Annotated in this window: 16 protein-coding genes; 11 read left to right on the forward strand and 5 right to left on the reverse strand. The window is 66.2% G+C overall.

The features are described from left to right. Positions 1 to 45: 45 nt before the first annotated feature. Both carB and carA read right to left on the reverse strand, forming a co-directional pair. Entirely contained in the window at positions 46 to 3,369 is a 3,324-nt protein-coding gene (gene carB, locus ACPV3N_RS01515) for a carbamoyl-phosphate synthase large subunit (protein WP_440113675.1), read from the reverse strand. Continuing rightward, on the reverse strand, positions 3,369 to 4,532 hold the full coding sequence (carA, locus tag ACPV3N_RS01520) for a glutamine-hydrolyzing carbamoyl-phosphate synthase small subunit (RefSeq protein ID WP_440113678.1): 1,164 nt from the start codon (positions 4,530 to 4,532) through the stop codon (positions 3,369 to 3,371). Before carA ends, carB begins: the two co-directional genes overlap by 1 nt. A gap of 124 nt (positions 4,533 to 4,656) precedes the next feature. Here carA and ACPV3N_RS01525 point away from each other — a divergent pair, with 124 nt between their 5' ends. The 9 genes from ACPV3N_RS01525 (at position 4,657) to ACPV3N_RS01565 (ending at position 12,769) form a co-directional block, all read left to right on the forward strand. Further along, complete coding sequence (locus ACPV3N_RS01525; protein WP_440113681.1) at positions 4,657 to 5,109, forward strand: GatB/YqeY domain-containing protein; 453 nt, start codon at positions 4,657 to 4,659, stop codon at positions 5,107 to 5,109. 41 nt (positions 5,110 to 5,150) lie between these two features. Further along, positions 5,151 to 7,040, forward strand: a complete 1,890-nt coding sequence (gene dnaG / locus ACPV3N_RS01530; RefSeq protein ID WP_440113684.1) for a DNA primase — start codon at positions 5,151 to 5,153, stop codon at positions 7,038 to 7,040. Beyond that, positions 7,037 to 9,094 (forward strand): RNA polymerase sigma factor RpoD, encoded by a 2,058-nt coding sequence (gene rpoD / locus ACPV3N_RS01535; RefSeq protein WP_440113687.1) that lies wholly within the window; start codon positions 7,037 to 7,039, stop codon positions 9,092 to 9,094. Before dnaG ends, rpoD begins: the two co-directional genes overlap by 4 nt. A 58-nt stretch (positions 9,095 to 9,152) precedes the next feature. Then, positions 9,153 to 9,602 (forward strand): ribose 5-phosphate isomerase B, encoded by a 450-nt coding sequence (rpiB, locus tag ACPV3N_RS01540; protein ID WP_440113689.1) that lies wholly within the window; start codon positions 9,153 to 9,155, stop codon positions 9,600 to 9,602. Continuing rightward, positions 9,599 to 10,939 (forward strand): serine hydroxymethyltransferase, encoded by a 1,341-nt coding sequence (gene glyA, locus ACPV3N_RS01545; RefSeq protein WP_440113691.1) that lies wholly within the window; start codon positions 9,599 to 9,601, stop codon positions 10,937 to 10,939. Before rpiB ends, glyA begins: the two co-directional genes overlap by 4 nt. Position 10,940: 1 nt before the next feature. Further along, a complete protein-coding gene (locus ACPV3N_RS01550) occupies positions 10,941 to 11,168 on the forward strand; it encodes a hypothetical protein (protein ID WP_440113694.1) in 228 nt (75 codons plus the stop codon). 14 nt (positions 11,169 to 11,182) lie between these two features. Then, on the forward strand, positions 11,183 to 11,647 hold the full coding sequence (gene nrdR, locus ACPV3N_RS01555; RefSeq protein ID WP_440113697.1) for a transcriptional regulator NrdR: 465 nt from the start codon (positions 11,183 to 11,185) through the stop codon (positions 11,645 to 11,647). Between the two features lie 66 nt (positions 11,648 to 11,713). Then, on the forward strand, positions 11,714 to 12,004 hold the full coding sequence (locus ACPV3N_RS01560; RefSeq protein ID WP_440113700.1) for a hypothetical protein: 291 nt from the start codon (positions 11,714 to 11,716) through the stop codon (positions 12,002 to 12,004). 45 nt (positions 12,005 to 12,049) lie between these two features. Continuing rightward, entirely contained in the window at positions 12,050 to 12,769 is a 720-nt protein-coding gene (locus ACPV3N_RS01565) for an RNA methyltransferase (RefSeq protein ID WP_440113702.1), read from the forward strand. Here ACPV3N_RS01565 and ACPV3N_RS01570 read toward each other — a convergent pair. Further along, positions 12,766 to 13,077, reverse strand: a complete 312-nt coding sequence (locus ACPV3N_RS01570; RefSeq protein ID WP_440113705.1) for a chorismate mutase — start codon at positions 13,075 to 13,077, stop codon at positions 12,766 to 12,768. The two genes, ACPV3N_RS01565 and ACPV3N_RS01570, sit on opposite strands and share 4 nt — an antisense overlap. 235 nt (positions 13,078 to 13,312) lie before the next feature. On the opposite strand from ACPV3N_RS01570, the gene ACPV3N_RS01575 reads away from it, so the two are divergent. Together ACPV3N_RS01575 and rpsD are read left to right on the forward strand one after the other, a co-directional pair. After that, a complete protein-coding gene (locus ACPV3N_RS01575) occupies positions 13,313 to 13,612 on the forward strand; it encodes a hypothetical protein (protein ID WP_440113708.1) in 300 nt (99 codons plus the stop codon). 163 nt (positions 13,613 to 13,775) lie between these two features. Further along, positions 13,776 to 14,390: a 30S ribosomal protein S4 gene (gene rpsD, locus ACPV3N_RS01580; protein ID WP_440113711.1), complete on the forward strand. Its 615-nt coding sequence runs from the start codon at positions 13,776 to 13,778 to the stop codon at positions 14,388 to 14,390. A 66-nt stretch (positions 14,391 to 14,456) separates the two neighbouring features. Here the strand turns inward: rpsD and ACPV3N_RS01585 are convergent, their stop codons facing one another. Both ACPV3N_RS01585 and ACPV3N_RS01590 read right to left on the reverse strand, forming a co-directional pair. Beyond that, positions 14,457 to 15,635, reverse strand: coding sequence for a HupE/UreJ family protein (locus ACPV3N_RS01585; protein WP_440113714.1), 1,179 nt, complete (start codon positions 15,633 to 15,635; stop codon positions 14,457 to 14,459). A gap of 62 nt (positions 15,636 to 15,697) precedes the next feature. After that, complete coding sequence (locus tag ACPV3N_RS01590) at positions 15,698 to 17,086, reverse strand: tetratricopeptide repeat protein (protein ID WP_440113717.1); 1,389 nt, start codon at positions 17,084 to 17,086, stop codon at positions 15,698 to 15,700. Between the last annotated feature and the right edge of the window lie 53 nt (positions 17,087 to 17,139).

The following is a 17,139-nucleotide window of genomic DNA, read 5'->3' on the forward strand; positions in this document are numbered from 1 at the left end:
GGTTCGAAACGGGTCGCGATGTCGGGAAAGGCGCGTGTCGTTGTTTCAGCTGTAATAGGCCTGCAACGGGCGGACTTCAAGTTGGTCGGCTGAAACCTCGGTAATGGCGCGTGCGGCGGCGAGGCTGGCAGCTGCCGTGGTATAGTACGGCACGTGCGCCTCCAGGGCACTGGCGCGGATCGACTGGCTGTCCTGGAGCGACTGCCAGCCTTCGGTCGTGTTGAAGATCAGCGCCACTTCGCGGTCGATGATCCGGTCGACGATGTGTGGCTGTCCCTCGGCGACCTTGTTCACCCGCTCGACCGGCAGCCCGGCCTCGGCGAGGAAGCGCTGGGTGCCCCCGGTCGCGATCGCGGTGAAGCCATGCCCGATCAGGGCCTTTACCGCGGGCAGTATCGTCGCCTTGTCGCTGTCCTTGACGCTGACGAACAGCGTGCCCCCTTCCGGTAGCCGGTCGCCTGCACCGATCTGGCTCTTGAAGAACGCGGTTGCGAAATCGCGGTCGATGCCCATCACCTCGCCGGTGGATTTCATCTCCGGACTCAGCACCGGGTCGGCCCCCGGGAAGCGCGTGAAGGGGAAGACAGCTTCCTTTACCGCCATGTATTCGAGTTCGCGGCGGAACGGGGGGAAGTTCGACAACGGCTCGCCCGCCATTACCCTCGCCGCGATCTTGGCGACCGGTTGCCCGATCGCCTTGGCGACGAAGGGCACCGTGCGGCTCGCGCGCGGGTTCACCTCGATAAGGTAGACTTCGCCGTCCTTGACCGCGAACTGGACGTTCATCAGCCCCTTCACCCCGAGCGCGAGGGCGAGCGCCTGGGCCTGGCGCTCCATCTCGGCGACGATCTCGGGGGACAGCGAATACGGCGGCAGGGTGCAGGCGCTGTCGCCCGAATGGACGCCGGCCTCCTCGATGTGCTGCATCACGCCGGCGATGCGGACCTCGGTACCGTCGCTCAGCGCGTCGACATCGCATTCGATCGCGTCGCGCAGGTACTGGTCGACGAGCACCGGGCTGTCGCCGCTGACCTGCACTGCAGTCGCGATGTAATCGTCGAGCTGCGCCTCGCTGTCGACGATCTCCATCGCGCGCCCGCCCAGAACGTAGCTGGGGCGCAGCAGTACGGGGTAACCGATGCGATTGGCCCACGCGGCCGCCTCGTCGCGGCTGCGCGCGATACCGTTCTGCGGCTGCTTCAGCTTGAGCTTGTTGACGAGGCGCGCGAACCGTTCGCGGTCCTCGGCAAGGTCGATCGCATCGGGGCTGGTGCCGAGGATGGGGATGCCCTCGTCCTCCAGCGCCTGGGCCAGCTTCAACGGGGTCTGCCCGCCGAACTGCACGATCACGCCGACCACCTCGCCACGGCTCATCTCGACGCGCAGGATTTCGAGAACGTCCTCGGCAGTCAGCGGCTCGAAATAGAGCCGGTCGCTGGTGTCGTAGTCGGTGCTCACCGTCTCCGGGTTGCAGTTCACCATGATCGTCTCGTAGCCGGCCTCGCTGAGCGCGAAGCAAGCGTGGACGCAGCAGTAATCGAACTCGATGCCCTGCCCGATCCGGTTCGGGCCGCCGCCGAGAATGACGATCTTCTTGCGGTCGGACGGCATTGCCTCGTCCTCCGGCTCGCCAAAGCTCGGGGCTTCGTACGTGGAGTACATATAGGGCGTAATCGCCTCGAATTCGGCGGCGCAGCTGTCGATGCGCTTGAACACCGGAAACACGCCGAGCTTTCGGCGAAGGTCGCGCACTTCCTGTTCGCTTGTTGCGCCCGCCATCGCGCGCAGCGTGTCGTGGAGCAGCCCGGAACGCTTGGCCTGGGTTTCGCCCAGTCCTCCCGCGACGCCGACCGAGCGTACCGCCAGCGTGGCAAGGCGCTTGTCGGAAAAGCCCATGGCCTTCAGCCGCCGCATTTCCTGCGCGTCGCGCGGGAGACCGTTGTGGCCGATCATCTGTTCTTCGTAGACGATGCACTCGATCTGGCGCAGGAACCACGGGTCGTAACCGGTGATCCGGGCGATTTCCTCAAGCTCGATGCCCTCGCGGAAGGCCTGCGCGACCTTCAGCAGCCGGTCGGGCGTGCGGCGGGCGAGCGAGGCGGTGATTTCCTCGCGGCTCGCGCCTTCCAACTCAACCACGCGGTTGAATCCGTCGAGCCCGGTTTCGAGCCCGCGGAGCGCTTTCTGCACGCTTTCCTGGAAGTTGCGGCCAATCGCCATGACCTCGCCCACCGACTTCATCGCGGTGGCAAGCTCGGGCCTGGCGCCCTTGAATTTTTCGAACGCGAAGCGGGGGATCTTGGTGACGACGTAGTCGATCGTCGGCTCGAAGCTCGCCGGCGTGGCGCCGGTGATCTCGTTGGTGATCTCGTCGAGCGTGTAGCCCACGGCAAGCTTGGCCGCCACCCGCGCGATGGGGAAGCCGGTGGCCTTTGACGCCAGCGCCGAAGAGCGTGAGACGCGCGGGTTCATCTCGATGACGATGAGCCGCCCGTCCTTCGGATTGACTGCGAACTGTACGTTCGAACCGCCTGTTTCCACGCCGATTTCACGCAGCACCGCGATGCTCGCCGAGCGCATGATCTGGTATTCCTTGTCGGTCAGCGTCAGCGCCGGGGCGACGGTGATGGAATCCCCCGTGTGGACGCCCATGGGGTCGACGTTCTCGATCGCGCAGATGATGATGGCGTTGTCGTTCCGGTCGCGGACGACTTCCATCTCGTATTCCTTCCAGCCGAGCAGCGATTCCTCGATGAGGACCTCGGTGGTCGGGCTGGCGTCGAGACCCTCGCGGACGATCTTCTCGAACTCGGCTCTGTTATAGGCGATGCCGCCGCCGGTGCCGCCAAGCGTGAAGCTGGGCCGGATGATCGAAGGCAGTCCGGTTCTTTCAAGGATTGCAAAGGCTTGATCGACGGTGTTGGCAACGCCGCTGCGCGCGCTCTCAAGGCCGATCTTGTCCATCGCCTCGCGGAAGCGCTGGCGGTTCTCTGCCTTGTCGATCGCGTCGGCATCGGCGCCGATCATCTGCACGCCCAATCGGTCGAGCGTGCCGTCGTTGAACAGCGCGAGCGCCGTGTTGAGCGCGGTCTGCCCGCCCATCGTCGGCAGCAGCGCATCGGGCCGCTCCTTCTCGATGATCTTGGCGACGATCGCGGGCGTGATCGGCTCGACATAGGTCGCGTCGGCGAACTCGGGATCGGTCATGATCGTGGCGGGGTTGGAGTTGACCAGGATCACCCGGTACCCCTCCTCCTTCAGCGCCTTGATCGCCTGCGTGCCCGAATAATCGAACTCGCACGCCTGCCCGATGACGATCGGCCCGGCACCAATGACGAGGATCGAGGAGATGTCAGTGCGTTTGGGCATTATCCGAGCATCCCAACGAATTTTTCAAAGAGGTAGAAACTGTCCTGCGGCCCTGGGCTGGCCTCGGGGTGATACTGCACCCCGAACGCCTTCTTGCCCTTGATCGCGATGCCGCAGTTGCTGCCGTCGAAGAGGCTGACGTGGGTTTCCTCGACGCCGTCGGGAAGCGCTGTGTTGTCGACCGCGAAGCCGTGGTTCATCGAGGTGATCTCGACCACCCCGTCTTCCAGCCGCTTGACCGGGTGGTTCGCGCCGCGATGGCCCTGGTGCATCTTGCTCGTGGTCGCGCCCGCGGCGAGGCCGAGCATCTGGTGGCCGAGGCAGATGCCGAACACCGGCACGTCCTTGTCGAGCAGCGCCCTGATTGTCGGCACCGCGTATTCCCCGGTCGCCGCCGGATCGCCCGGGCCGTTTGAGAGGAACACGCCGTCGGGCGAGAGCGCCTCGATTTCCTCCAGCGAGGTCTTGGCCGGCACCACCGTCACCCGCGCACCCGCCTTCACGAGGTTGCGGAAAATGTTGTCCTTTGCGCCGTAGTCGATGGCCACGACGTGCGGCTTGCCGGCGCCCTCAGCCTCGGCATAGCCCTTGCCGAGCTCCCAGTAGCCGCCGCCCCAGTCCTCCTGCGCCTCGCGGCTGACGCGCGTGGCGAGGTCCATGCCCTCGAGGCCCGGCCATTCCTGCGCGCGCTGGATCAGCTTTTTCAGGTCGAACTTGCCCTTGGGATGGTGCGCGATCACCGCGTTGGGCGCGCCCTTGAGCCGGATGCGGCGGGTCAGCGCGCGGGTGTCGATGCCTGACAGGCCGATCTTGCCCTTCGCCGCCATCCACTCGGTGAACTGCTGCTGGCTGCGGAAGTTGCTGCTAGCCGTCACCTCCTCGCGCACCACGCAGCCGACCGCTCCTTCGACCTGGCTCTCGATATCCTCGGCATTCGCGCCGACGTTGCCGATATGCGGGAAAGTGAAGGTGACGATCTGCGCCGCGTAGGAGGGGTCGGTCATCACCTCCTGGTAGCCGGTCATGGCGGTGTTGAAGCAGACTTCGCCTACCGCCTCGCCGGTGGCGCCGAAGCCGTGGCCCCAGATCGCCGTGCCATCGGCCAGGACAAGCACGCCGGTCGCCCCCTCGGGTTGCGCAGGCGTGTTGGCGGGGACGGCCATGGGGCTCTCCGAGTCAGGGGTTTTCCGGCGATGTCGCTAAGTCCCAGCCGCTAGGCCCGGTTCCCTGCCCCGTCAACCCGCGCTAGGGGCGCTTTTTGCACATCCCGACGAAGGCATACGAATTATGATCCGCGATACTATCAAGCAGGCCCAGATCGACGCGATGAAGGGCGGCGACAAGGAACGCCTTGCCGCGGTGCGCCTGATTCTCGCCAGGCTGAAGGACCGCGACATCGAGCTGCGGACCGCGAGCCAGAAGCCCGAGGACGACGCGCTCGTCATCGAGACCCTCCAGAAGATGGCCAAGCAGCGCCGCGAGTCGATCACGATGTACGTCGATGGCGGCCGCGAGGAACTCGCCGAGCAGGAGCGAAAGGAGCTCAAGGTCATCGAGGAGTTTCTCCCCCGCCAGATGTCGGAGGACGAGACCCGCGCGGCGATCGAGGCGACCAAGAGCGAACTGGGCGCGGAATCGGTCAAGGACATGGGCCGCGTGATGGCCGAACTGAAGGCCCGCCACGGGACCGTGCTCGACATGGCCGCCGCGAGCCGGCTTGTGAAGGAATCGCTGTCCTGACCCGCTTGCATCGAAAGGCGATTCGCCCGCATTGAAGGCGCATGGCGCTTTCCCCGCAATGGCTCGACGAACTGCGCGCGCGGGTCACGCTGTCGGGCGTGGTGATGCGCACGACCAAGCTTGTTCGCGCCGGGCGCGAGTGGAAGGCGTGCTGCCCGTTTCACGACGAGAAGACGCCGAGCTTCACTGTTAGCGACGAAAAGGGCTTCTACCACTGCTTTGGCTGCGGGGCGCATGGCGACGTCATCCGCTGGATGACCGACCAGCGCGGCCTCTCCTTCATGGACGCGGTGAAGGAGCTTGCGGCCGAAGCCGGGATGGAGGTTCCCGCCCCCGACCCGCGCGCCGCGCAGGCCGCCGAGCAGCGCGCCGGGCTGCACGACGTGACCCAGGCCGCGCAGGATTTCTACCGCGCCAGCCTCGACACGCCTGCCGCGGCGAAGGCACGCGCCTACCTCCATTCGCGCGGGTTCGATGCGCACACCAACGAGCGCTTCGGCTTCGGATACGCACCTGCCGACCGACAGGCGTTGAAGGCCGCTCTCAACCAGTTTGACGAGCCGATGCTGGTCGAGGCGGGCCTACGCATCGCGGTCGACGACAAGCCGCCCTACGACCGCTTCCGCGACCGGCTGACGATGCCGATTCACGACGCGCGCGGCCGGGTGATCGGATTTGCGGCGCGCATTCTCGACGCGGACAAGAAGGACGCGCCAAAGTACATCAATTCCCCCGACACGCCGCTGTTCGACAAGGGCCGCACGCTGTTCAACCTCCACCGCGCCGGCCCGGCCTCGCGCAAGACGGGTCGGATGGTGGTGGTCGAGGGGCAGATGGACGTTGTCGCGATGGCGGCCGCAGGGTTCGGGGACGCGGTCGCGCCGATGGGCACCGCGCTCACCGAGCGCCAACTCGAAATGCTCTGGCGCCTCGTCGACGCGCCGATCCTGTGCTTCGACGGCGACAGCGCGGGGCAGCGGGCGGCGATGCGCGCGATCGGCCGGGCGCTGCCAATGCTCGCGCCGGGCAAAACGCTGTCGATCGTCCGGCTGCCGGCGGGCCTCGACCCTGACGACCTGCTCAAGCGGCAGGGCGCCGCCGCGATGGAGGCGCTCCTCGCCGATCCCGCCAGCCTGATCGACACCTTGTGGGAATTCGAGAAGGCGGCCGCTCCCTTGCGCACGCCCGAGGACAAGGCCGGCCTGAAGGCGCGACTGATCGCCCATTGCGACGCGATCCAGCACCCGGACATTCGTTCGCTCTACAGGCGCGAACTGCTCGAGAGGTTTTCCGCCTTCGCCTACCCGCCCCGCCCGCCCCGCGAACGGCGCGAATGGAAAGGCGGCGTCGCCCGGCCCGCCTCGCCACCGCTGTCGCCGGAATCCGCGGGACGCCTGCGAAAGGCGGCAAGCGGGGCGGGCCGCGATGCGCTGGCGAGCGCAGTGGTGGCCGGATTGCTGCGGTTTCCCGACCAGATCCTCGTCCACGCCGAGCCGCTGGGCCGGTACGCCGCACGCGACGGGCGCAGCGGCCCGGCCTTCGAATCACTCATCGAGGCCGCCGAGATGCTTGAACCCGATGAAAACGCGCCCATATCGCCGCCACAGGGTTTCGCCCCGCCGCCGGACAACAGCCGCTTTGCCTTCCTCGACGAGGGCGCCGATCCGCGAGCTGCGCGCGAGGACCTGGCCGAAGCCGTTTCGTTGCTGGTCGAACGGCCCGCGCTGGAAGCCGCCCTGGCGGCTGCCACCGCGCGCTTCGAGACCGATCCCGAGGCCGCTTTCGCCGAGCAGCAGCGCCTGCTCAAACGAAAGCTGGCATTCGAGAAACGATTGGGGCTAATGGCGACGCGCAGGGCCGCAAGCGCAGCCCATCCGGATTCAGACTCTCCGCCGGCGCCGTCCGGCGCCGCGGACGAGGACAGCGAATGACACGAGACGAGATGGCGACCCAGGAAGACACCGACTCCAAGGACGATGCACCGCTCATCGACCTCAACGAAGCGACGATCAAGAAGCTGATTACCAAGGCCAAGCGCCGGGGCTACGTCACCGTGGACGAGCTCAACGAGGCGCTGCCGCAGGACGAGCTGTCGAGCGAGCAGATCGAGGACGTGATGTCCGCGATCAGCGAGATGGGCGTCAACATCGTCGAGAAGGACGAGGACGCCGAGGACGAAGGCGACTCCGAGGAGGAAGTCGACGAGATCGGCACCGACGACGACGGCGACGACGACGGCACGCCCAACAAGCCGTCCAAGCCTGCGGCCGCCGCGAAGAAGAAGGAAACGGTCGAGCGTACCGACGACCCGGTGCGCATGTACCTGCGCGAAATGGGCGCGGTCGAGCTGCTCAGCCGCGAGGGTGAGATCGCCATCGCCAAGCGCATCGAGGCAGGCCGCGACATGATGATCATGGGCCTGTGCGAAAGCCCGATCACCTTCCACGCGATCATCCTGTGGTCCGAAGCGCTCAACAACGAGGAAATGCAGCTGCGCGAGATACTCGATCTCGACGCGATGTTGTCGAAGGAACCGCCGGTCGACAAGATGACCGACGACGCCGACGACGATGACGACGGCGAGATCTCGGAAGAGACTGCCGGCCCCACCTACAAGGAAGACGAGGAAGAGGACGAAGAGGAGGAAACCTCCGGCGAGGACGACGAGGACGGCGAAGGCACCTCGCGCCGCCGCGAGGAGGAAGAGGAAGAGGACAACACCCTGTCCCTCGCCCAGATGGAGGCCGCGCTGAAGCCCGAGGCGCTCGAGACTTTCGCGCGCATCACCGACCTGTTCAAGAAGTTCGAGAAGCTACAGGCCGAGCGGGTCGAGGTTCTCGGCCGGGGCGAAGAGTTCCCCAAGGCCAAGGAAAAGAAATACGAGGAACTGCGCGAGCAGCTCACCGCCGAGGTCGAGAGCGTGCAGTTCCACGCGACCAAGATCGAGTTCCTGGTCGACAACCTCTACGCTTTCAATCGCCGCCTGACCGCGCTGGGCGGGCAGATGCTGCGTCTTGCGGAGCGTCACAAGGTCAAGCGCGCCGACTTCCTCAACGTCTATATCGGCAACGAGCTCGACGACAGCTGGCTGGCCGAGAACGCGAAGAAGGATAAGAAGTGGGCCGCCTTCGCTGAGAAGGAAGCCGACGCGGTCGAGCGCATCCGAGCCGAGATCGCCGACATCGCCAGCGCCACGGGCATGTCGCTGCCCGAATTCCGCAGGATCGTGAACATGGTCCAGAAGGGCGAGCGCGAGGCGCGCATCGCCAAGAAGGAAATGGTCGAAGCGAACCTGCGTCTCGTGATCAGCATTGCCAAGAAGTATACCAACCGGGGCCTGCAATTCCTTGATCTCATTCAGGAAGGCAACATCGGCCTGATGAAGGCGGTCGACAAGTTCGAGTATCGCCGGGGCTACAAGTTCAGCACCTATGCCACGTGGTGGATTCGCCAGGCGATCACCCGTTCGATTGCTGACCAGGCGCGCACGATCCGCATCCCGGTCCACATGATCGAGACGATCAACAAGCTCGTGCGCACGAGCCGCCAGTTCCTCCACGAGCAGGGCCGCGAGCCGACGCCCGAGGAGATGGCGGAACGCCTGTCGATGCCGCTCGAGAAGGTCCGCAAGGTGATGAAGATCGCCAAGGAGCCGATCAGCCTCGAGACGCCGATCGGCGACGAGGAGGATTCCCACCTTGGCGACTTCATTGAGGACAAGAACGCGGTCATCCCGGTCGATGCGGCGATTCAGTCGAACCTCAAGGAAACGGTCACCCGCGTCCTCGCGAGCCTGACCCCGCGTGAGGAGCGCGTCCTGCGGATGCGGTTCGGTATCGGCATGAACACCGACCACACGCTCGAGGAAGTCGGCCAGCAGTTCTCGGTCACCCGCGAACGCATTCGCCAGATCGAAGCCAAGGCGCTGAGGAAGCTCAAGCACCCGAGCCGGTCGCGCAAGATGCGCTCTTTCCTCGACCAGTAACGTCGAAAGCCGGGCAAAGGGGGTCGCGCGAATCGGCCCCCTTCCCTATGTGGCCCGCATGCGCATTGCCATCGCTTCGGACCACGCCGCCATCGAGCTCAAGACAGCCTTGCGCGAGTGGTTGATCGACCAGGGCCATGAGGTCGCGGATCTGGGTCCCGACAGCCACGACAGCGTCGACTATCCCGATTACGGCTACAAGTTGGCCGAGGTGGTCGCGGAAGGGACCGCCGAGCGCGGAATTGCCTTGTGCGGATCGGGCATCGGCATCTCGATCTCGGTTAACCGCAACGCCGGCGTGCGCTGCGCGCTCGTTTCGGAGCCGCTGTCGGCCGCGCTTGCGCGCGAGCACAACGACGCCAACGTCGTCGCCTTGGGCGCGCGCCTCATCGGCATCGACCTGGCGAAGGCCTGCGTCGCCGCCTTCCTCGACACCGATTTTGCCGGCGGGCGCCACCAGCGCCGGGTCGACAAGCTATCCAACCCGCCTTCCAGGGAGACGGCATGACTATTTCCGAGCTTGGGACCGCTGCCCTCGCCCGCAACGAGAGCCGGGACGACCCGCTGACCCGGTTCTGGTGTGACGACCTCGAGACGGCGGACCCTGCGGTGGCCGAGGCCATTCGCCACGAACTCGACCGGCAGCGCAACCGGATCGAGTTGATCGCGTCCGAGAACATCACGTCGAGCGCCGTGCTCGAGGCGACCGGGAGCGTCTTCACCAACAAGTACGCCGAAGGCTACCCGGGCAAGCGCTATTACGGCGGGTGCGAATATGCCGACGTAGTCGAAAACCTCGCGATCGAGCGCGCGAAGCAGCTTTTCGGCTGTGAATTCGCCAATGTTCAGCTCAACAGCGGCAGCCAGATGAACCAGGCCGTGTTCCTCGCGCTGCTGCAGCCGGGCGACACCTTCATGGGCCTCGATCTCAACTCGGGCGGTCATCTCACCCACGGGTCGCCGGTCAACATGAGCGGCAAATGGTTCAATCCCGTAAGCTACGGCGTGCGCAGGGACGACGAGTTGATCGACATGGAAGCGGTCGCTGCGACCGCGCGCGAGCACAAGCCCAAGTTGATCATCGCCGGCGGCACGGCCTATTCGCGCGTTTGGGACTGGGAAGCCTTCCGCAGGATTGCTGACGAGGTCGGCGCCTACCTCATGGTCGACATGAGCCACATCGCGGGCCTTGTTGCGGGCGGCGCCCACCCCTCCCCCATGCCGCACGCTCACGTTGTCACTACGACAACGCACAAGAGCCTGCGCGGCCCGCGATCCGGCGTGATCCTGTGGAACGACGAGGCGCTGACCAAGCCGCTCAACATGGCGGTCTTTCCCGGGCTCCAGGGCGGCCCGCTGATGCACGTCGTCGCGGCCAAGGCGGTCGCGTTCGGCGAGGCGTTGCGTCCCGACTTCAGGGAGTATGCTCGCCGGATCGTCGAAAATGCCCGGGCGCTCGCTCAGGGCGTCGAAGCGGGCGGGCTGCGCGTGGTGTCGGGCGGCACTGACAACCACTCGATGCTGGTCGACCTCACGCCCAAGGACGTGACGGGCAAGGCGGCCGAACACGGCCTCGACCGCGCATACCTTACCTGCAACAAGAACGGCATCCCTTACGACACCCGCAGTCCCTTCGTGACGAGCGGGATCCGCCTTGGTTCGCCAGCCGGAACCACTCGCGGGTTCGGGCCTGACGAATTCCGCACGATCGGCGGTCTGATTGCCGAGGTGGTCGACGGCCTGTCGCGCAACGGCGCGGAAGGCGATGCGCAGGTGGAACAGAGCGTTCGCCGCCGCGTAGCGGAACTGTGCGATGCATTTCCCGTCTATCCCGGAAGGAGCTGACATGGACCAGAACGATCCCAACAAGCGCGGCGGCCAGGACTGGGTCGAGGACGTGAAGTCCGAGGTTTCGGGCATGGCCAAGGAAGGCATGCACCACCCCTCGACCAAGCCGGTGCTCGCCGGCGCCGCGATCGGCGCGCTTGCCGGTGCGCTTCTGCCGGTGGTCAGCTGGCCGCTCGGCCTCGCGGCCGGTGCGGGCATCGCGCTTTACAACCGCGTCAAAAAGTAGGGACCGCGTTCCGGATGCGGTGTCCGTTCTGCGCGCACGAGGATTCGCAGGTCAAGGATAGCCGCCCGGCCGAGGACGGCGCCGCAATCCGCCGTCGTCGCCAATGCGACGGGTGCGGCGCGCGCTTCACGACGTTCGAGCGCGTACAGCTGCGTGAGGTGTCGGTCCTGAAATCTGACGGCAAGAGCCAGCCGTTCGATCGGTCCAAGCTCGAGCAGTCGATCGCGCTCGCGTGCCGCAAGCGCGGGATCGCGCAGGAGCGTATCGACCAGCTCGTCAGCGGCATCCAGCGGCAGCTCGAGACATCCGGCGAGAACGAGGTACAGGCTGCTCGGATCGGTGCGCTGGTGATGGAAGGACTCCAGCGGCTCGACTCGGTCGCGTACATCCGGTTCGCCAGCGTCTATCGCGATTTCGACGATCCGCGCGACTTCGAGGAATTCGCAGGCTCCGTTCGCGACGCGGGCGGGAGGGACTGAAACCGCTTTCCCTTGTCGCCGGGATCCATCATGATGATGGCCTCGATCGGTCGGGGGAGAACAGTCGTGCGAACCATGTACCTGGGCCTGGTGCTTCTTTCGACCGCCGCCGTCGCGGCCGCGCAGGATCCCGAAGCCGCGGTCCATCCGGAAAAGGCGGTTCCGGCCGCGAGCGACGCGGCCCCGGTTCCTGCCGATGACAAGATCTGTGTCACCCGGACCATGATCGGCAGCAACATGCCCCGCAGGATCTGCCGAAGCGCAGCGCAGGTGCGCAAGGACGGCAAGCGACCCACCCTCCCGGTCGATCCGTCGATCACGCTCGACAATTTCGAAGGTCGCGCCGGGCAAAACTGACCCGGCTTTCCATAATTCCCTCCGCGCGCTAGGCGCCGCGGGATCATGAAACAGGCCCCGCCCGTCATCGTCCTCGTTCGCCCCCAACTGGGCGAGAACATCGGCAAGGCCGCGCGCGCGATGCTCAACTTCGGGCTTGAGGACATGCGGCTCGTTTCGCCCCGAGATGGATGGCCCAACCCCGCCGCGGGGCCGGCCGCTTCCGGGGCGGACATCGTGCTGGAAAAGGCCCAAGTGTATGACACCGTGGCCGATGCCGTCGCCGATTGCGCGCACGTCTATGCGACGACCGTGCGCAAGCGCGGCGTGACCAAGCCGGTCGTCACGCCGGCGGAGGCCGCATCCCAGATGCACGGACGCGCCGGTCGCAGCGCGATCCTGTTCGGACCCGAGCGCTCAGGCCTCGAAACCGACGACGTCGCTCTCGCCCGCGCAATCCTCACGGTGCCGATCAATCCGGCTTTCGGTTCGCTCAATCTCGCGCAGGCGGTGATAATCGTGGCTTATGAGTGGTCGAAGGGCGAGGCGCTCGCCAGCCCGACCGCCGAGGACCTGCTACCCCCGGCTCCGCAGGAGCACCTCGACGGGATGATCGCCCAGCTCGAGGCGATGCTGGAACCCAAGGGTTTCTTCCGGCCGGAAAGCCGCGCGGCGTCGACCCGCCGCACACTGCGCAGCCTGCTCACGAAGCCGGGCTGGAACCACCTCGAGGTGCGCACGCTGCGCGGCGTGCTCAGCCACCTTGCCAAGCCGGATCGGGACTAGCTCCTCAACCGGTCCCATTCGCCGAATTCATAGGCGATCGACGCCTCGACCAGGCGGTCCCAGATATCGGCGATGGCATCGGCGGGAAGACCGCGTCCGGCTGCGTCGGTTACAGCCGCGGCGATCACCTGCGCCTTGCGGGTCTCGTCGCGAACGCTTGCGCGGTCCTGCTTGATGTGCGCCGCGGCACGCATGTAGCCGAACCGCCGGTCGAGCAATTCCATGAGCGCGCGGTCAGTCGCGTCGACCCCGGCGCGGACTTCGGTCATCGTCATGCAATCGGCGGGCAAGGTAAGGGTATCCATCATGACGGGCGCGTTGGCCCGGCGGGTTCGATTTGTCGAGTGCCGGGGAGGTGATTCCCTTTCGATCGAACTCGTCAGCTACGAAAGCCGCACCGGCAGGAACTGGCGCCGCCTTCCCAGCGGCCGCCTGCGCCATGGACCGCAATGCATCCTCTTCATCGCATGGCGCACGGCAACTCTCTTCGGCTTGTCCAATCGGCTTTTTGGTGATTAGTCGCAATTTTTCAGGATCGATATCATGCGTAAGATCGCTGCCACGCTTCTCGCCATTGCGCTGGTCACTCCGGCCATGCCCGCTCAGGCTGCAAACAAGGACGACGGTCCTGCGGAAGGCGCCAAGAAGGAAAAGAAGATCTGCCGCCAGGTCCTGGTGACCGGTAGCCGAATGCCCAAACAGGCCTGCAAGACTGCGCGGGAATGGGCGACCGAGGCTTACAACAACGACGGGAGCGACCTGCAGGTGAAGGCTGTCGGCTCTTCATTAGAGAACCAGGACGCGGCGTCGAGCATGGGCGGGGCGAGCACCGGTCCCCGGTAATCGTTTGGATTGACAGTGCGGATGCGTGCCTCTAGGCGCGCGCTTCGCAATTGGCTCCGCATCCCGGTGAAGCGGTGGCCGCGCCCGGCATCAGGCCAGGCGGTGCGATGCCGGGTTGAATGGCCGCGAATGGCGCGGTCCAGCAAATCGAAGGAACGACATCATGTCGAAGCGCAAGAGCGCCAAGCACAAACTCGACCGCCGGATGGGCGAGAACATCTGGGGTCGTCCCAGCAGCCCCGTCAACCGCCGCTCCTATGGCCCCGGCCAGCATGGCCAGCGCCGCAAGGGCAAGACGAGCGACTTCGGCCTGCAGCTGCGCGCCAAGCAGAAGCTCAAGGGATACTACGGCGACGTCACCGAGAAGCAGTTCAAGGCGACCTATGCCGAGGCCGCGCGGATGAAGGGCGACACCGGCCAGAACCTGATCGGCCTGCTCGAGCGCCGGCTCGACATGATCGTCTACCGCGCCAAGTTCGCGCCGACGATCTTCGCCGCGCGCCAGATCGTTTCCCACGGGCACATCCGCGTCAATGGCGTGAAGTGCAACATTGCCAGCCGTCGCGTGGCGGCCGGCGACGTCATCAGCCTGGGTGAAAAGGCCAAGGAAATGGCGCTCATCATCGAGGCGCAGAGTCTGCCCGAGCGCGACATCCCCGACTATGTCAGCCCCGACGGCACCGACAAGGTGACCTTCACCCGCGTGCCGACTCTCGACGAGGTGCCCTACCCGGTCACCATGGAGCCTAACCTGGTGGTCGAGTTCTACTCGCGCTGATCCGGTTCAATCCAGAACACGAGAAGGGCGGTCCGTGCGGGCCGCCCTTTTTCGTTGAACAGCCGATCAACCGGGCTTCGCGCGGCGCGGAACGCGCCGCGTGACATGGATCAGCGCCAGGACGTACAGGACCGCGATGGCCCAGATTCCATGAGCGAGGAGGGCATCGATGCTCCCGACCAGCGCCGCGCCAGTTCCGAGTGTGCGATTGGCGATCCATGTCAGTGCGACGACCGCGACGATCCCGCCGATCGCTTTCCGCAGAAGGCCGAACCACGGAGCGCGCGCCAGGACCACGAGCGGAGGCACGACGGCGGCGGCGAGGGACAGTTGCACGATCTCTATCCCCAGGTTGAAACCAAGCAGGCTGGCCGCCGTGCTGGCTGCGCCCGCCTCCGCGTCGCTCAGCAGGGTCGCAAATGCGAGCCCGTGCACCAACCCGAAGGCCAGCGCGATATAATGCTCGCGTTCTGCGATCAACGGTCGGAGGGCGTGGATTGCCGACAGCAGCACAGACACCGCGATGGCGATCTCGACAGGAGCCACCGGCAGGCGCCACCCTCCCAGCGTGGCCCCGACCAGTGTGACGCTATGACCGATCGTGAACGCGGTGACGATCGCGGCAAGCCGCAGCAGCGTTCCGCGCATCGGGCGAGGTGCCGACCACCGCCCGCCTTCCGCAACCAGCGGCGCGGGAAGGAGCAGCGCAATCAGGAACAGGAGGTGGTCGTATCCGTGCAGGATATGCTCGATACCGAGCCGCAGGGAACCGATCAGTACCGTCATAGGCCTTGCCCTTGCGACATCCACCGCAAGGGTCGTGCTGCCCGACCTGAGTGCGCCCAGCACGTGCGGCTCGCGGCCCTCCTCGCCCAGAAGGAAAAGCGCAAAGTGGCCCGGCAATTCGTTCAGGAGAACGGTCCACTCGATCACGAACTCGCGGGCCGACGTGCCCCGGGGCGGGACGAGCGATGCCACGGCGTGCAGGTCGGGCGGGCCGGCAATCTGTTTGAACTCGACCTTGTCGATTCGAACCGACCACAGCCTGCCCTCGGGCGAGGTGACGCGCAGGTGATCGGAAAGATAGCTGCGCGCGCGGTCTTCCGACAGGCGATCCGGGCCGACGGGGTTGCCGGTGGCATAGGCGTATTCGCCTTGCGGCACGGTTATATCGGCCCGGACCCATCCCTCGCCGACCATCAGGACAATTTCCGAATTGGGCGTGAGGTGAGCGCCTGCCGGCATGCACCATCCCGCAACCAACGCCGCCGCGATGCGAAACAGGAATGCCGCCCGCCTAGCCCCGATCATCCGTGTGAGAACCACGCCAGCGCGGTCTGCGGCTCGAAAATTGCCGGATTGATCGCGCGTGCCGCCGCGCGGGCATCAGCAGCGCCTTGGCGATCGCCTTCCAACGCGAGGATCTCGGCACGCAGGGCATGAAGCGATGCGCTGCGCCACCCGCTCTTCTCGGCGCGATCCAACTGGTCGAGCGCGGCGCCGTTAAGGCCGTTCTGAACGAGCGCATTTGCCAACAGCAACCGCGATTCCCCGTACGGCCGGTTGGCAAGATTGCGCCGCGCGAGCGCCAGTGCCCGCGCTGGCGAGCCGAAGACCAGCTCGTGTTCGACCGCATGGCCGAGGGCGGCTTCGGGCGCGAGGTCGATCCGGCGGCTCCACTCGCGGGAGGCGCGCCGGGCCCAATCGCGTGCTTCGCCGGGCTGCCCCGCGCTCCGCAGGAGCATGGCGAGCGCGTCCATTGCCTCTGCGCTTCCGCTGCGTTCGGCGACCCGCCTCATGATGGCGATACCCTTCCCGAGTTCTCCATCCATCGCGCTCGCCTGTGCAATGTGGGCTTGGGTGAGCCAGTAACCGGGAAAGACCCGGTCGGCCTCTTCGAACAGGCGGCGCGCCTCGGCAATGTCGCCGCGCGCGAGTTCCGCAGCGCCGATCCGCAGTGCGGTGGTGGCAATCGCATAGGGCGAGGGCCGCCTCTGCTTTTCGAGCGAAGTGCGCATCGCGGCAATCGCCATATCGAATTCGCCGCGTGCCATGTCGAGGACGGCCATCCGCAGCAAGGCGCCGGGAGCGCCGGTGGCCTGCGCGGCGGCATAGTGGTCCCGCGCGCGGCCCATGTCTCCGCGGTAGAACGCCACGTCGCCCGCCAATGCTGCGGCGGCCGCCCTTTCACTGCGGTCGGGGGCGACCCACCGGTCGAGCAGGCGGAGGGTTGCCGCGACCTCGTCGAGGCGGTGCGAGGCAAGGCCGATTTCGGCGTAGGCTAGAACGGGGCCGCCAGGTGCTTCGGCCAGTTGCATCCCCCGTCTCACGGTCTCGCGGGCCTGCGCGAGATCGGCGTAATCGCCCGACAGGCGAAAGCGGTCAAGACGCGCGAGAGCGAGTCCCTCGTGGCGCACCCAGTCGCTGGGAAAGGCTGCGACCATGGCGCGTTTCCGTTCGACCTCCTCGTCGAGAGCAGCGATCGCATCGGTGTAGGTTGCGGGGCCGAGGACCGGGCGGGGAACCTGCCACGTCCCCTCGGCCTGCGATGGGCGCTCGCGCGAGAGAAGGAAATCTCCCGCGACGACGATCGCAAGGGCGAGCGCGGCCCACGCGATCCAATTCCATACCCTGCCCTCCGGGCCCTGCCGGCCCGCAGGCGATGGCGTGGATCGGGGCGCGAACGACGTCGTCACGCCACCTCTTATGGCCGCTGCGTCCGGGTATGGAAAGGTTGGAGCGGGAGCCT

This window comes from Tsuneonella sediminis (genome assembly GCF_051912845.1).
GTDB classification, from domain to species: Bacteria; Pseudomonadota; Alphaproteobacteria; order Sphingomonadales; family Sphingomonadaceae; genus Tsuneonella; species Tsuneonella sediminis.

Excerpts from the sequence above, each read along its gene's own strand:
- carB (WP_440113675.1), bottom strand. The coding sequence starts at position 3,369 with ATGCCCAAACGCACTGACATCTCCTCGATCCTCGTCATTGGTGCCGGG.
- carA (WP_440113678.1), bottom strand. The coding sequence starts at position 4,532 with ATGGCCGTCCCCGCCAACACGCCTGCGCAACCCGAGGGGGCGACCGGC.
- ACPV3N_RS01525 (WP_440113681.1), top strand. The coding sequence starts at position 4,657 with ATGATCCGCGATACTATCAAGCAGGCCCAGATCGACGCGATGAAGGGC.
- dnaG (WP_440113684.1), top strand. The coding sequence starts at position 5,151 with ATGGCGCTTTCCCCGCAATGGCTCGACGAACTGCGCGCGCGGGTCACG.
- rpoD (WP_440113687.1), top strand. The coding sequence starts at position 7,037 with ATGACACGAGACGAGATGGCGACCCAGGAAGACACCGACTCCAAGGAC.
- rpiB (WP_440113689.1), top strand. The coding sequence starts at position 9,153 with ATGCGCATTGCCATCGCTTCGGACCACGCCGCCATCGAGCTCAAGACA.
- glyA (WP_440113691.1), top strand. The coding sequence starts at position 9,599 with ATGACTATTTCCGAGCTTGGGACCGCTGCCCTCGCCCGCAACGAGAGC.
- ACPV3N_RS01550 (WP_440113694.1), top strand. The coding sequence starts at position 10,941 with ATGGACCAGAACGATCCCAACAAGCGCGGCGGCCAGGACTGGGTCGAG.
- nrdR (WP_440113697.1), top strand. The coding sequence starts at position 11,183 with ATGCGGTGTCCGTTCTGCGCGCACGAGGATTCGCAGGTCAAGGATAGC.
- ACPV3N_RS01565 (WP_440113702.1), top strand. The coding sequence starts at position 12,050 with ATGAAACAGGCCCCGCCCGTCATCGTCCTCGTTCGCCCCCAACTGGGC.
- ACPV3N_RS01570 (WP_440113705.1), bottom strand. The coding sequence starts at position 13,077 with ATGATGGATACCCTTACCTTGCCCGCCGATTGCATGACGATGACCGAA.
- ACPV3N_RS01575 (WP_440113708.1), top strand. The coding sequence starts at position 13,313 with ATGCGTAAGATCGCTGCCACGCTTCTCGCCATTGCGCTGGTCACTCCG.
- rpsD (WP_440113711.1), top strand. The coding sequence starts at position 13,776 with ATGTCGAAGCGCAAGAGCGCCAAGCACAAACTCGACCGCCGGATGGGC.
- ACPV3N_RS01585 (WP_440113714.1), bottom strand. The coding sequence starts at position 15,635 with ATGCCGGCAGGCGCTCACCTCACGCCCAATTCGGAAATTGTCCTGATG.